This is a genomic window from Clostridioides sp. LIBA-7602, from assembly GCF_056688945.1.
Window position 1 is genome coordinate 835,980 of record NZ_CP196991.1, and the last position, 13,979, is coordinate 849,958.

The window sequence follows — 13,979 nt, forward strand, 5'->3', positions numbered from 1 at the left end:
GTTTAAGGGGGAAAAAAATATGGCATTTAAAATGTCTACTCAAAAATATTCTGGAAAAATATCAGAAGTTGAAGTAGGAATAGGGGAAAAAGCAATTAAATTAGGTGGGGAAAATGTATTACCTTTTTATAGTTTTGATGGAGAAGTAGGGAATTCTCCAAAAATAGGTATACAAATATCAGACGTTTACCCTGAAAGCTGGACTGATTCATATAAAGAGTTATACAAAGATGTAGCTAATTGTCCAGTAGAATGGGCTAAATATGTTGAAGCTAATACACAAGCAGATTTTATTTGTTTAAAATTTGATGGTTCTGACCCAAATGGATTAGATAAGTCAGTTGATGAATGTGCTGATGTAGCTAAAGCAGTAGTTGAAGCAATAGAATTACCTTTAGTTGTAGCTGGTTCAGGAAATCATGAAAAAGATGGTAAATTGTTTGAAAAATTAGCTCAAACATTAGATGGACATAACTGCTTATTTATGTCAGCGGTAGAAGATAACTACAAAGGAGTAGGAGCATCAGCTGGTATGGCTTATGCACACAAAGTTGGAGCTGAGTCTTCTGTTGATATAAACCTAGCGAAACAATTAAACGTACTGTTAACTCAATTAGGCGTTAAAGGCGAAAATATAGTTATGAATGTTGGATGTTCAGCAGTTGGTTATGGATATGAGTATGTTGCATCTACTATGGATAGAATTAGACTTGCAGCATTTGGTCAAAATGATAAGACATTACAAATGCCTATCATAACACCAGTAGCTTTTGAAGTAGGTCATGTTAAAGAAGCTATAGCTCCAATAGAAGATGAGCCAGATTGGGGTTGTCCAGAGGAAAGAACTATAGCAATGGAAGTTTCAACTGCAGCAAGTGTTTTAGTAGGTGGTTCAAACGCAGTTATACTTCGTCATCCAAAATCAATAGAAACTATAAAAGAATTGGTTAACGCATTAGCTTAATTAAATTGTTAAGGTTAGGGGGAAAAAATAATGGCATTAAAAGCTTTAGATATATTTAAATTAACACCAAAGAAAAATTGTAAGGATTGTGGATTCCCAACTTGTATGGCTTTCTCTATGAAGGTTGCTTCAGGAGCTGTAGAAGTAGGTAAATGCCCACACATGTCTGATGACGCTATAGCGAAATTGTCAGAAGCTACAGCACCTTTAATGAAAGCTTTAAAAGTTGGTACTGGTGCATCTGAATATGAACTAGGTGGGGAAACAGTATTATTTAGACATGAAAAAACATTAGTAAGTAGAAATAGATATGCAGTTTCATTCTGTACTTGTATGAGTGATGAAGCAGTAGATTCTAAAATAGCTAACATGAAAAAAGTTGACTATGTAAGAATTGGTGAACAAATGAAAGTTGAAATGGTTGTTTTAGAGTACTGTGGAGACAAAGACGCATATTTAAAATTAATAGATAAAATAAAAGGCAGTGGATTAGAAGTAGCTTACATTTTAGCTTGTGATGATGCACAAGCAGTTAAAGAAGCTGTTGAAGTATTAAAAGATGCTAGACCAATGGTATATGGAGCAACTAAAGAGAACTACAAAGATATGATAGAAGTAGTTAAAGGAGCAAGTTTACCATTAGGTGTAAAAGCTGGTAGCCTAGAAGAATTATATGAAACAGTTGAATTAGTTCAAGCTGCTGGATATAAAGAATTAGTATTAGATGTAACTGGAGAAAACATAAAAGATACTTACACTAATGCTATACAAGTTAGAAGAATAGCTTTAAAAGAGCAAGATAGAACATTTGGATATCCTTCAATAGTATTTGCAAATAGATTATCTAATTCTAACCCTATGATGGAAATTGCTTTATCATCAATGTTTACTATAAAATACGGTTCTATAATAGTAATAGATGATATCAGTTACGCTAAGGCATTACCATTATTTGCATTAAGACAAAATATATACACTGACCCACAAAGACCAATGAGAGTTGAACCAAAGATTTACCCAATCAATAACCCAGATGAAAATTCTCCAGTATTAGTTACTGTTGACTTTGCATTAACTTACTTCATAGTTGCTGGAGACATAGAAAGATCAAAAGTTCCAGTATGGTTAGTAATACCAGATGCAGGTGGATATTCAGTTCTTACATCTTGGGCTGCTGGTAAATTTGGTGGAAATTCAATCTCTGCTTTCATTAAAGAAAGTAAAGTAGAAGAAGTAACTAATTGTAAAGACCTTATCATTCCAGGAAAAGTTGCAGTACTTAAAGGTGATATAGAAGACAATTTACCAGGATGGAGTGTAGTTATAGGACCAGAAGAATCTATGGAATTACCTAAGTTCTTAAAAGGATACCAAGAAAAAGCATGCCAAACAAACTAATAAAATATTAACTAACTATTAATATTAAATTTAAAGGGGGACATTATAAATGGAAAAATTTATGATTATAGGTGAAAGAATACACTGTATCTCACCTTCAATAAGAAAGGCATTAGCAGAAAGAGATCCAGCTCCAATATTAAAAAGAGCGAAAGAACAATTAGAAGCAGGAGCACATTATATAGATTTCAATATCGGACCTGCTGAAAGAGATGGCGAAGAAATAATGACATGGGGAATCAAATTACTTCAATCTGAGTTTAACAATGTTCCTATAGCACTAGATACAGCTAATAAAAAAGCTATTGAAGCTGGACTTAAAGTTTATGATAGAACTAATGCAAAACCAATAATAAACTCTGCTGATGCTGGTTCAAGATTTGATTTAATAGATATAGCAGCTGAATATGAATCAATGGTTATAGGCTTATGTGCAAAAGAAGGTATCCCAAGAGATAATGATGAGCGTATGGCTTACTGCCAAGAAATATTAGAAAAAGGCTTAATGTTAGGAATGGAACCAACTGATATACTATTCGACCCATTATGCTTAGTTATAAAAGGTATGCAAGAAAAACAAGTAGAAGTTTTAGAAGCTATAAAAATGATGACTGAAATGGGACTTTTAACTACAGGAGGATTATCTAACGTATCTAATGGATGTCCTAAACATGTTAGACCTGTTTTAGATAGTGCATTCTTAGCAATGGCAATGGCCAATGGATTTAGTTCAGCTATAATGAATCCATGTGACCCAGAATTAATGAAAACTGTAAAATCTTGTGACATAATCAATGGGGCATCTTTATATGCAGACTCTTTCTTAGAGTTAAATGAAGGTGGATTTGCTTTCTAGGGTTTTTAGGGTATAGTTAATAAAAAATAGGTATAAATATTAAAGGGGGAAATAGAATGAATCTATATAATATAATCTTTACAGGGTCAGAACAAGCTTTAGGTGCAGCTCAAGCTATGCTAGCTGAAGCTATAGAAAAAAATGGAAAAGAACATAAAGTTGCATTCCCTGACACAGCATATTCATTACCTTGTATATATGCTGCAACAGGACAAAAAATGAACACTTTAGGGGACTTAGAAGCTGCTTTAGAAGTAGTAAAATCTTTAATAAACAGAACTCATTTATTAGAACATGCTTTTAATGCTGGTTTGGCTACAGCTTTAGCTGCAGAAGTAATTGAAGCATTAAAATACTCAACTATGGATGCTCCATATAGTGAGCCATGTGCAGGTCATATAACTGACCCTATAATCAGATCACTTGGTGTACCACTAGTTACAGGAGATATACCTGGTGTTGCAGTTGTTCTTGGTGAATGTCCTGATGCTGAATCAGCAGCAAAAGTTATAAAAGATTACCAATCTAAAGGTTTATTAACTTTCTTAGTTGGTAAAGTTATAGACCAAGCGATAGAAGCTGGAGTAAAAATGGGTCTTGAACTAAGAGTTATACCTCTAGGATACGATGTAACTTCTGTTATCCACGTTGTATCTGTTGCAGTAAGAGCAGCATTAATATTCGGTGGATTAACTCCTGGTGATTTAAACGGATTATTAGAGTACACAGCTAATAGAGTTCCTGCATTTGTTAATGCATTTGGACCATTAAGTGAATTAGTTGTATCTGCAGGTGCTGGAGCAATAGCTTTAGGATTCCCAGTTGTAACTGACCAAACAGTTCTTGAAGTTCCAATGAACTTATTAACTCAAAAAGATTATGATAAGATAGTAGCTACTTCATTAGAAGCTAGAGGAATAAAAATAAAAGTTACTGAAATACCTATCCCAGTTTCATTTGCAGCAGCATTTGAAGGTGAGAGAATTAGAAAGAGTGATATGTTTGCTGAGTTTGGTGGAAATAGAACTGAAGCTTGGGAACTTGTTGTTAAGAAAGAAGCAGCAGAAGTTGAAGACCATAAGATAGAAATAATAGGACCAAATATAGATGAAGTTGAAGCAGATGGTGTATTGAGATTACCACTTGCTGTAATAGTTAAGATAGCTGGTAAAAACATGCAAGATGATTTCGAGCCAGTACTTGAAAGACGTTTCCACTACTTCTTAAACTATATAGAAGGTGTAATGCACGTTGGACAAAGAGATATGGCTTGGGTAAGAATCTCTAAAGATGCATTTGATAAAGGATTTAGACTTGAGCATATAGGAGAAGTTTTATATGCTAAGATGTTAGATGAATTTGAATCAGTAGTTGATAAGTGTGAAATAACTATAATTACAGATGCTGAAAAAGTTTCTGAATTAAAAGGTGAAGCAATAGCTAAGTACAATGCTAGAGATGAAAGATTAGCTTCACTAGTTGATGAAAGTGTTGATACTTTCTATTCTTGTAACTTATGTCAATCATTTGCACCAGCTCACGTTTGTGTTGTTACTCCTGAAAGACTTGGTCTTTGTGGAGCAGTTAGTTGGTTAGATGCTAAAGCTACTAAAGAACTAGACCCAACAGGTCCTTGTCAACCAATAGAAAAAGGCGAGTGCTTAGACGATAGAACAGGTGTATGGAATTCAGTAAATGAAACTGTAAACCAAATATCTCAAGGTGCAGTTGAAGCTGTTACATTATACTCTATATTAGAAGACCCTATGACTTCTTGTGGATGCTTCGAGTGTATCTGTGGTATAATGCCAGAAGCAAACGGATTTGTTGTAGTTAATAGAGAGTTCCCAAGTGTTACTCCAGTTGGTATGACTTTCGGAGAACTTGCTTCTATGACAGGTGGAGGAGTTCAAACTCCAGGATTCATGGGACATGGAAGACATTTCATATCTTCTAAAAAGTTTGCTTATGCAGAAGGTGGGCCAGAAAGAATAGTTTGGATGCCAAAAGAATTAAAAGATTATGTAGCTGATAAATTAAATGCTACAGTTAAAGAAATGACTGGAATAGAAAACTTCTGTGATATGGTTTGTGATGAAACTATAGCTGACGATTCTGAAGGCGTATTAGCTTTCTTAGAAGAAAAAGGTCATCCAGCATTAGCTATGGAAAGTGTAATGTAATTGATGGAAAATTTAAAATAGTGTGATATAATATTAATATGATTTAAATAATTTAATCAATAATATAATATTGGGGGTCTATCGAAATGAAATTATTACCAGAATTAAAATACTCTAAAGATCATGAGTGGGTGAAAGTAATTGATGGAGATGTTGTATATATAGGTATAACAGATTATGCTCAAGATCAATTAGGAGAAATATTATTTGTTGAAACACCAGAAGTAGAAGATACTGTAACTAAGGGAGTAGATTTTGGAGTAGTTGAATCTTCTAAAGTAGCTTCTGATTTAATATCTCCTGTTAATGGTGAGGTATTAGAAGTTAATGAAAAATTAGAAGATGAGCCAGAATGTATAAATGAAGACCCATACGAAAACTGGATATTAAAAGTAAAGCTAGCTGATGTTGCTGAACTTGATACGTTATTAAGTGATAAAGAATACGAGGCTGGATTAGAATAATTAAAGATTAGTATATTATTATAATTGGGGAAAGTATAGTAAAATTTGAGTGCACGCAAATTTAGCTATACTTTCCTTTTATAATATATAGAACAAATTGGGAGGGATAGTATGATAAAAGTAACTTTTACACCAAACAATAAAGAAGTTTATTGCAATGAAGGGGACGTATTATTAGAAGTTGCAAGAAATGCAGATGTATTTATAGATGCTCCTTGTAATGGAAATGTATCCTGTGGTAAATGTAAGGTAAAATTATTGAACGGGAAAGTTGACACAGAAAAAACAAGACATATAACGGATGACGAGTGGGAGCAAGGTTATATATTAGCTTGTTGTACAAAAGTAGTCTCAGATATAGAAATTGAAGTTCCTTCTAAACTATCATCTTCTATGCATGGTATGAAGATAGAAGGTAGTAATAAAAAAGAAGATAGAGAAATATTTGAAAGAGCTAAAAAGATAATTGAAGAGCATAATCTTCAATTTAAAACAAATATAAAAAAGAAATACATAGAAATGGAAGAGCCAAACTTAGATGATAATATAAGTGATGTAGATAGATTAGAGAGATACGTTAGAAATAATCTAGGATATAATGAAATAGATTTTAGACTAGATATACTTAGAAAGATGCCAACAGTATTTAGAAAGAGCGATTTTAAAGTTACAATAACATACGTCCAAAAACAAAAGAAGCTTACAATTATAAATATAGAAGAAGGCAACAAAGAAAATTCATTGTATGGAGTTGCAATAGATATTGGTACAACTTCAGTAGTTGTATGCCTAGTTGACTTATATTCAAAAGAAGTAGTAGACAAAGCATCTTCTGGAAATGCACAGATAAAATACGGAGCAGATGTTATAAATAGAATTATATATTCAACTAAGAAAAATGGATTAGAGACACTTAATAAAGCTATAGTTGAAGAAACTATAAATCCTCTATTGAAAACAATATACGAAAGAAATGGCATAAATAAAGAGGATGTAGTTACATTAGTAGCTGCTGGAAATACAACCATGACAAGTTTATTCTTAGGTGTGTATACAGACTTCTTAAGACAAGAGCCTTACATACCTCCATTTTTAAAATCTCCAAAACTTATGGGTGAAAATGTAGGTCTTTTTGTAAATGACAGTGCATATGTGTACTTAGCTCCATCTGTTGCAAGTTATGTAGGAGGAGATATAACAGCAGGTGTATTATCAGCAGGTATATGGTCAAGTGAAGAAAATGTTTTATTTATAGATTTAGGAACTAATGGAGAGATAGTATTTGGTAATCAAGATTATATGATGAGTTGTGCATGTTCAGCAGGACCTGCCTTTGAAGGTGGAGGTATAAGCTGTGGAATGAGAGCATCAGCAGGAGCAATAGAAAAAGTAACTATTGATAAAGAAACTTTAGAGCCAACTTTAAAGATTATTGATGAATGTGCTCCAGTTGGTATATGTGGTTCTGGTATAATTGATTTAATTTGCCAAATGATTACTAAAGGTGTAATAGATAGAAGAGGTAAGATATACAGAGATTTAGATAATAAGAGAGTTAGATTTAATGAGCATGAGATAGGAGAATATGTATTAGCATTTAAAGAAGAATTTGATTTAGAAAATGATATAGTAGTCAATGAAGTTGATATAGATAACTTCATCAGAGCTAAAGGAGCTATATATTCAGGTGCATATACTCTTGTAGATAGCTTAGGTATGGACTTTAGCATATTAGATAGAGTTTATATAGCAGGTGGTATAGGAAATAACTTAGACATAGAAAATTCAATAATTATAGGATTACTTCCTGATATTGAGAGAGAAAAATTCACTTATATTGGAAATAGTTCTCTTGTGGGTTCTTACTTAGCTCTTATAAGTAAAGATGCAAAAAATAAGCTTGAAGAAATAGGTAATCAGATGACTTATGTTGAACTTAGTGTATATCCAAGTTATATGGATGAATTTATATCTGCATGCTTCTTACCACATACAAATATAGAGCAGTTCCCAACAGCAAAAAGATTACTTGAAGAGTAAAACATAACTTAAAAGGAATAAATTATGAATAAAAATTTATCTGAAAAAATGAAAATGGCTTTTGATGTTAGACTAAATAATTTTGGGAATAAAATAGAATTTGCTTATCCTAATCAGACACTAGCACTTAGTACTACAAGTAATAAATGTAGTTTAAAGTGTGCTCATTGTAATGGTCACTACTTAAACAATATGGTGCCAATCGAGAATTATAAAGAAAAAGTACAGTCAAGAAATATAACTAGTTTTTTATTAAGTGGTGGTTGTAGCTATGAGGGAGATGTTCCAATAAATACACATATCAAGACTATTAAAGACTTAAAAAAACAAGGATATAGATTGAATGCTCATTTAGGGCTTATGGATAGAGATAGCATTATAGAGTTGTGTAAGTATTTAGATATAGTTTCTTTTGATTTAGTATTTGATAAAGAAACAATAAGAGAAGTTTATAAGATGGAAAAAAGTAAAGACGATTATATCGAAGTTTATAATACAATAAGAGAAAATACAGAAGTAGCACCACATATATGTATTGGTTTAAAGGGAGGACAAATAAAGGGTGAATATGAAATTATAGAATATCTACAAAAAAATCCTCCTAATAAACTTACATTTATAGTACTTATTCCAACAAAAGGAACTGAGTATGAGAATGTAGAACCACCTGAGCTAGAAGGTGTAGCAGATATCTTATGTGAAGCTAGAATTAATTTACCATATACTGAAATTAATCTAGGCTGTATGAGACCAAGAGGAACGTATAGAAAAGAGCTAGACCAGCTATCTATAATGTGTGGAATCAATAGAATAGTATTACCATCAAAGTCTGCTAAGAATAAGGCTATAGAAATGAATATGACAATAACTGAGTGTAAGGAGTGTTGCGTTTTATGATTAGACTATCATCTGGGACTGCAATAGAACTTGGAATATTAAACAAAAAAAGCGATATACCTCCTACTACAGCATATATAATGATTGGAGAAAAATGTATAAACAAATGTAGTTTTTGTTCTCAATCAATAGAAAGTAGTACTAGAAAAGATAAGTTATCGAGAGTAGTTTGGCCAGAGTTTTCTAAAGAAGAAATATTGGATGCTTTAAGAATTTATAAAGGGAAAAATATAAAGAGAATATGTATTCAATCAATGGCAAGTGAAGAAGCACATAAGTCTGTTTTAGATTTTATAAATTATATAAATGGTAAAATAGATATGCCGATTTCATTATCTGCAAAATTAGAGAGTGATGAAGAAATAAATAAGTTTTTTTCAGCAGGAGTAGATAAAATAGGAATAGCTATAGACGTAGCAAATAAAGAATTGTATGAAAAAATAAAAGGAAATAATTATGATGAAAAGTTAAAATTTATAACTGAGATGTCAAAATCATATCCTAATAAAATAAGTACTCATATAATAGTTGGTATGGGTGAGAGTCATGAGGATATATATAACTTATATAATTATTTAAAGGAAAATAATATAACGATTAGCTTATTTGCATTTACTCCAGTTAGAGGAACTAAAATGGAAAAAATAAGTCAGCCAAAGATTGAAAGTTATAGAAGGGCACAATTAATGTCTTATATGATAAATAAAGGCTACTCAAAAGAATGTTTTGAATTTAAAAATGGATATTTAGATAGTATAAAACTTGATAAGGATATTATAAAAGACATAAATAAAGGATATCCTTTTGAAATAAGAGGATGTAAGGATTGTAATAGACCATATTATAATGAAAGACCAGGAAGTACTATATACAACTATTCAAGACCTTTAAATCAAAGTGAGATAGATTTAGCTATAAGAGAAATAAATTTATAAATGATTTCTAGGATATATTTATACTAAAGATGGGGGCGTAATAATCATGAATCAGTGGAGAGTTATACATAATAAATCATATGATGGTGCAATGAATATGGCAATTGATGAAGCTATATTTACTGCATATAAGAAAGGACACAATAAGCCGACACTTAGATTTTATACATGGGAGCCAGCTTGTTTAAGTATAGGATATTTTCAGAAATTGGAAGATGAGATAGATTTGGATAAATGTAGATGCATGAATATAGATTATACTCGAAGAATTACAGGGGGAAGAGCTGTATTACATGATAATGAGCTAACTTATAGTATAATTATAGGAGAAGAGAATCCTTTGATTGACAAGAGTATTAATCTATCTTATAGATATATAAGTGAAGGTCTAGTTAAAGGATTAAATTTAAGTGGAGTAGAAACAGATAATTTAAATAGAGGTGAAAGAATAAGTAGGGAAAATCTATCAGCTGCATGTTTTAATGCACATGCATCATATGAAGTTACTATTAATAATAAGAAGGTTATTGGGAGTGCTCAAAGCAGAAAAGATGGAGTTTTATTGCAACATGGTTCAATAATATTGAATTTCGATGTAGAAAAATTATTTGAATTAATAAAAACTAAAACACCAGAATTTAAGGAAAGGGCTATGAAATTTACAGCTAAGAAGGCTAGTGGAATAGAAAATGAACTTGGCAAAAAAATAGACATAGATATTCTGCAAGAAAATATAGTAAAAGGATTAGCTGACCAATTTAATGTTGAGTTTGTAGAAGGCGATTTGACTGATTATGAGAAGCAATTAGCTAAAGAATTATATGAAAAATATAAGAATGAAGAGTACAATAAAAAGCGTTAACTTTAATTGACTTTATGTAAATTAAAGTGCTATACTTAAGGTATAATAATATACGAAAATTGAAATCATGAAGATTTCTTTGGTGTATTGAAATACCTAAGGGAATCTTTTTTTGATTTTTAATAAAAATCATATTAGGAGGAGATTTATATGTGTGAATCATCAGCTTTCATTTGTAAAAGTAATAATGAGTTAGAAAAGGTTATGGAAAATGTGGTTAATATAGACCCTTGTGATGGAAAGATTTATTTAACTGATTTACTAGGAGAGCAAAAGATAATAGATGGGATAATTAAAGAAATAAGATTGATGGACCATAAGATAATAATACAAGAAAATTAATTAATAGGGGAATTTCATATGATAATAGCAGTGATAGATGGAATGGGTGGAGGTATTGGAGCCCAGATAGTTTCTTCTTTGAGAGAAGAATTACCTACATATGTAGAAATTTATGCACTAGGGACTAATTCTATAGCAACTAGTTCTATGATGAAGGCTCATGCTAATAAAGGGGCTACAGGGGAAAATGCTATAGTAGTGTCAGCTAAAAAAGCAAATATAGTAGTTGCACCTATTTCTGTAATAATACCTAATTCTATGATGGGAGAAGTTACTTGTAATATAAGTGAAGCTATTTCAGACAGTGAGGCACTAAAGATACTGTTACCTATTATGCCAGAAAATATAGAATTAGTTGGATTAGAAGGTAAACCATTAGCACTACTTGTAAAAGATTCTGTAAATCTTATAAAAAAAGAATTTAATATAAAATAACAGGGGGAATAACTAATGATTTTTGATAGAGAGATTGTAAGATATCATCATGGTAATCATGACCATGACCACTGCCACGAACATACTCATGGAGATATGTGTCATGAACATCCGCATGACCATGCTCATGACCATGACCACGAACATAGCCATGAGGAATCATCAGAGTCTAAAGATGAAAAAACTTTAAAAATACTTTTAGTACACTGGATAAATCACAATGAAACTCATGAAGAAGGATTTAGAGAGTGGGTTGAAAAAGCTAGAGCTATTGGAAAAGAAGAGACAGCAAAGAGTATCGAAAAAGCTATAGAGTGTATGGAAGAGGCTAATAAGATGTTATTAGAGGCTAAAAAACATATGTAATATAATTAATCGCTTATATGTTTGATATAAGCGATTTTTATGTTTTTGATATTTAATTATTGAAATTTCTAGGAGGTATGTAATATACTTTAATGAGTAAATTTTATTATAAAATTGGGTTATGTGATACTTAGTATTGACATATTGGAGTATTACTATTAAAAGATAGTACTAATGTTAAGATAGCATTAAGACTGTTTAAAATTACTTTAATATTAGATATAATAAAGTTTAGTATGGTTAAAAGATTTTATTTTAGAGTTTAAAGAATTTTTATGTTTATATTAAATTTTTTATTTAAAGAAGGGGATGAACTATTTATGAAAGACGGTCATATACATTCACCTTATTGTCCTCATGGAAGTAAGGATGATTTTGAAAAATACATACAAAGAGCAATTGATGTTGGCATAACAGAAATGACATTTACAGAGCATTTTCCATATGCAGATGGATTTAAAGACCCTGCTCCTGAAAATGATAGTTGTATGAGTATTGAAGACTTACCAAAGTATCTCAATGATGTTAAGAGACTGAAGGAAAAATATAAGGGTAAAATTAAGATAAATGTGGGGTCAGAAGTAGACTTTATAGAAGGTTATGAAGAGGGAATAAAGCAAAACTTAGATAAATATGGAGATGAATTAGAAGATTCTCTTTTGTCAGTACATATAATTAAGATTGACGATACTTATTATTGTGTAGATTACAGTGTGGAAGAGTTTCAAAATTTAATTGATAAGCTAGGTAGTATTGAAGCTGTTTATAATAAGTATTATGAAACCTTGATAAAAGCTGTAAATTCAGACTTAGGAATACATAAGCCAAGAAGAATAGGTCATTTAAATTTAGTTAGAAAGTTCAATCAGGCATTTCCATATGATTATAAAGGAAATAAAATTCTTGAAGAGTTAATAAAGTTAGTTAAAGAAAAAGGTTATGAACTTGACTACAATGTATCTGGTAATAGAAAAGAGTATTGTAAAGAACCATATATAGATGGATACTTATTAAAGTTAGTAAAAAAATATGACATTCCACTAGTTTTAGGCTCAGATTCTCATTGTGCAGAGGAAATAAATAACTATAATATTTTTTAGATATGTTCACATAAAAGACTGTAGATAAGTTTGTATAAAATAAATTTATCTACAGTCTTTTGTAAATTTGGCTAATTTAAAACAATAATAGAATTTAAAACTAATATATTTTATTTGTATGCTCTTGTATTAATTTAAAACTTAGAAAGCTTATTTTGTGCTTAAAGTGATTACTTCATAAGTTTATCATTTTCCATTATTATCGGGTCAAGTAATTCTCCTCCACCTTCTGTCATTTTCAATCTATTAAACATATAATTTTTCACATCTTTTTTACTTTTAAATTTGGTAATTTGATAAGGCGATGTAACTCCATACTTTTCTATAAATAAAATATCCTTGTCAGTCTTAATACATATACCTGTATGACCTATAAATACATTTTTAGTTTCTGGATAACGAAGAAAACCACTTATAATGGACATATTTTTATTATCTTTAAAAGATATCTTTCTCTTTTTCCATTCCTTTTTTATTTGTTCTGCATTTTTATTTATATCATTTGTATCTTTAGCCGGTATTGCAGAAAAAAAGTTGATAAATTTCTCTACATCTTTGGGGCTAAATTTAGCATCTTTATTGTTTGATATAGTATCTAAATCTATACTTAAATCAATGGAATCTCCAGTAAATTTCTTGTTTGAATTTATAAAATCTTTAAAAAGTCTAAAGGCTGTTATTCTACAATTTACATCCATATAATCAGGAAATTTTTTCATCCAATTATCTTGTAATTTTTCTATGTCATATGGAACTTGTTTTGCATTAGTTGAAGAATATCCAGATTTAGATAAACTTATATTATTTTGCAGTATTTTAACTTGCTGTTTGTTATAACTATTAATTGCTTTAATAAATGCATCTACATCTTTTTTATCAACCTTATTTTTTTCTAAAACTTTTTTTACATCATTTTGAATTTTTTTATCTATCATATTAGAGTATATTAATTTATTATTTTTAACAGCTGAATATGCAAAGATAGTAAGTATACTTGATAACACTAAAGCAATGGATAATATTACTATTGATAATTTTTTTTTCACTTATATCTCTCCTTTTTAAATTTATTGTGTCGACATATTTATAGTATATAGTACATTTAATTTTATCTTCAATATGTTTTTAATTACAAAA

Annotated in this window: 14 protein-coding genes; 13 read left to right on the forward strand and 1 reads right to left on the reverse strand. The window is 30.5% G+C overall.

Features of this window, described 5'->3' with window-relative positions; all coding sequences use genetic code 11:
- The first annotated feature begins 19 nt into the window (after window positions 1–19).
- The 13 genes from acsD (at window position 20) to hisJ (ending at window position 12,842) form a co-directional block, all read left to right on the forward strand.
- A complete protein-coding gene (gene acsD, locus ACTG45_RS04160; RefSeq protein WP_021383503.1) occupies window positions 20–964 on the forward strand; it encodes an acetyl-CoA decarbonylase/synthase complex subunit delta in 945 nt (314 codons plus the stop codon).
- A 30-nt stretch (window positions 965–994) separates the two neighbouring features.
- Window positions 995–2,362, forward strand: coding sequence for an acetyl-CoA decarbonylase/synthase complex subunit gamma (gene acsC, locus ACTG45_RS04165; protein WP_021383529.1), 1,368 nt, complete (start codon window positions 995–997; stop codon window positions 2,360–2,362).
- A 49-nt stretch (window positions 2,363–2,411) separates the two neighbouring features.
- Window positions 2,412–3,218: a carbon monoxide dehydrogenase/acetyl-CoA synthase methytransferase subunit gene (gene acsE, locus ACTG45_RS04170; RefSeq protein ID WP_021383485.1), complete on the forward strand. Its 807-nt coding sequence runs from the start codon at window positions 2,412–2,414 to the stop codon at window positions 3,216–3,218.
- A 56-nt stretch (window positions 3,219–3,274) separates the two neighbouring features.
- The gene (acsB, locus tag ACTG45_RS04175; protein ID WP_021383474.1) at window positions 3,275–5,401 is read left to right on the forward strand and encodes an acetyl-CoA decarbonylase/synthase complex subunit alpha/beta; all 2,127 of its coding nucleotides are present in this window, start codon (window positions 3,275–3,277) and stop codon (window positions 5,399–5,401) included.
- Between the two features lie 86 nt (window positions 5,402–5,487).
- Window positions 5,488–5,865 carry a glycine cleavage system protein GcvH gene (gene gcvH, locus ACTG45_RS04180; RefSeq protein WP_003418363.1) on the forward strand — a complete coding sequence of 126 codons (378 nt, stop codon included), beginning with the start codon at window positions 5,488–5,490 and terminating at the stop codon, window positions 5,863–5,865.
- 111 nt (window positions 5,866–5,976) lie between these two features.
- A complete protein-coding gene (gene acsV / locus ACTG45_RS04185) occupies window positions 5,977–7,905 on the forward strand; it encodes a corrinoid activation/regeneration protein AcsV (protein WP_021383466.1) in 1,929 nt (642 codons plus the stop codon).
- A gap of 24 nt (window positions 7,906–7,929) precedes the next feature.
- Window positions 7,930–8,802, forward strand: a complete 873-nt coding sequence (gene lipS1, locus ACTG45_RS04190; RefSeq protein WP_479919894.1) for a LipS1 family lipoyl synthase — start codon at window positions 7,930–7,932, stop codon at window positions 8,800–8,802.
- Window positions 8,799–9,737: a LipS2 family lipoyl synthase gene (gene lipS2 / locus ACTG45_RS04195; RefSeq protein ID WP_479919895.1), complete on the forward strand. Its 939-nt coding sequence runs from the start codon at window positions 8,799–8,801 to the stop codon at window positions 9,735–9,737. Before lipS1 ends, lipS2 begins: the two co-directional genes overlap by 4 nt.
- Window positions 9,738–9,783: 46 nt before the next feature.
- Entirely contained in the window at window positions 9,784–10,599 is an 816-nt protein-coding gene (locus ACTG45_RS04200; protein WP_479918220.1) for a lipoate--protein ligase family protein, read from the forward strand.
- 150 nt (window positions 10,600–10,749) lie between these two features.
- Entirely contained in the window at window positions 10,750–10,941 is a 192-nt protein-coding gene (locus ACTG45_RS04205; protein WP_003418375.1) for a CooT family nickel-binding protein, read from the forward strand.
- A gap of 18 nt (window positions 10,942–10,959) precedes the next feature.
- Window positions 10,960–11,376 (forward strand): DUF3842 family protein, encoded by a 417-nt coding sequence (locus ACTG45_RS04210; RefSeq protein ID WP_021383528.1) that lies wholly within the window; start codon window positions 10,960–10,962, stop codon window positions 11,374–11,376.
- 15 nt (window positions 11,377–11,391) lie between these two features.
- Window positions 11,392–11,742 (forward strand): DUF8180 domain-containing protein, encoded by a 351-nt coding sequence (locus ACTG45_RS04215; protein ID WP_479919896.1) that lies wholly within the window; start codon window positions 11,392–11,394, stop codon window positions 11,740–11,742.
- Window positions 11,743–12,062: 320 nt separating this feature from the next.
- On the forward strand, window positions 12,063–12,842 hold the full coding sequence (hisJ, locus tag ACTG45_RS04220) for a histidinol-phosphatase HisJ (RefSeq protein WP_479919897.1): 780 nt from the start codon (window positions 12,063–12,065) through the stop codon (window positions 12,840–12,842).
- A 170-nt stretch (window positions 12,843–13,012) separates the two neighbouring features.
- Here hisJ and ACTG45_RS04225 read toward each other — a convergent pair whose 3' ends face one another.
- Window positions 13,013–13,888, reverse strand: coding sequence for a DUF4300 family protein (locus ACTG45_RS04225; protein ID WP_479919898.1), 876 nt, complete (start codon window positions 13,886–13,888; stop codon window positions 13,013–13,015).
- Between the last annotated feature and the right edge of the window lie 91 nt (window positions 13,889–13,979).

What these genes read in the sequence shown, in the direction of transcription:
- lipS2 (WP_479919895.1), top strand. Translation starts at nt 8,799, where the DNA reads ATGATTAGACTATCATCTGGGACTGCAATAGAACTTGGAATATTAAAC.
- acsV (WP_021383466.1), top strand. Translation starts at nt 5,977, where the DNA reads ATGATAAAAGTAACTTTTACACCAAACAATAAAGAAGTTTATTGCAAT.
- hisJ (WP_479919897.1), top strand. Translation starts at nt 12,063, where the DNA reads ATGAAAGACGGTCATATACATTCACCTTATTGTCCTCATGGAAGTAAG.
- lipS1 (WP_479919894.1), top strand. Translation starts at nt 7,930, where the DNA reads ATGAATAAAAATTTATCTGAAAAAATGAAAATGGCTTTTGATGTTAGA.
- ACTG45_RS04215 (WP_479919896.1), top strand. Translation starts at nt 11,392, where the DNA reads ATGATTTTTGATAGAGAGATTGTAAGATATCATCATGGTAATCATGAC.
- ACTG45_RS04205 (WP_003418375.1), top strand. Translation starts at nt 10,750, where the DNA reads ATGTGTGAATCATCAGCTTTCATTTGTAAAAGTAATAATGAGTTAGAA.
- ACTG45_RS04210 (WP_021383528.1), top strand. Translation starts at nt 10,960, where the DNA reads ATGATAATAGCAGTGATAGATGGAATGGGTGGAGGTATTGGAGCCCAG.
- ACTG45_RS04200 (WP_479918220.1), top strand. Translation starts at nt 9,784, where the DNA reads ATGAATCAGTGGAGAGTTATACATAATAAATCATATGATGGTGCAATG.
- acsB (WP_021383474.1), top strand. Translation starts at nt 3,275, where the DNA reads ATGAATCTATATAATATAATCTTTACAGGGTCAGAACAAGCTTTAGGT.
- gcvH (WP_003418363.1), top strand. Translation starts at nt 5,488, where the DNA reads ATGAAATTATTACCAGAATTAAAATACTCTAAAGATCATGAGTGGGTG.
- acsE (WP_021383485.1), top strand. Translation starts at nt 2,412, where the DNA reads ATGGAAAAATTTATGATTATAGGTGAAAGAATACACTGTATCTCACCT.
- acsD (WP_021383503.1), top strand. Translation starts at nt 20, where the DNA reads ATGGCATTTAAAATGTCTACTCAAAAATATTCTGGAAAAATATCAGAA.
- acsC (WP_021383529.1), top strand. Translation starts at nt 995, where the DNA reads ATGGCATTAAAAGCTTTAGATATATTTAAATTAACACCAAAGAAAAAT.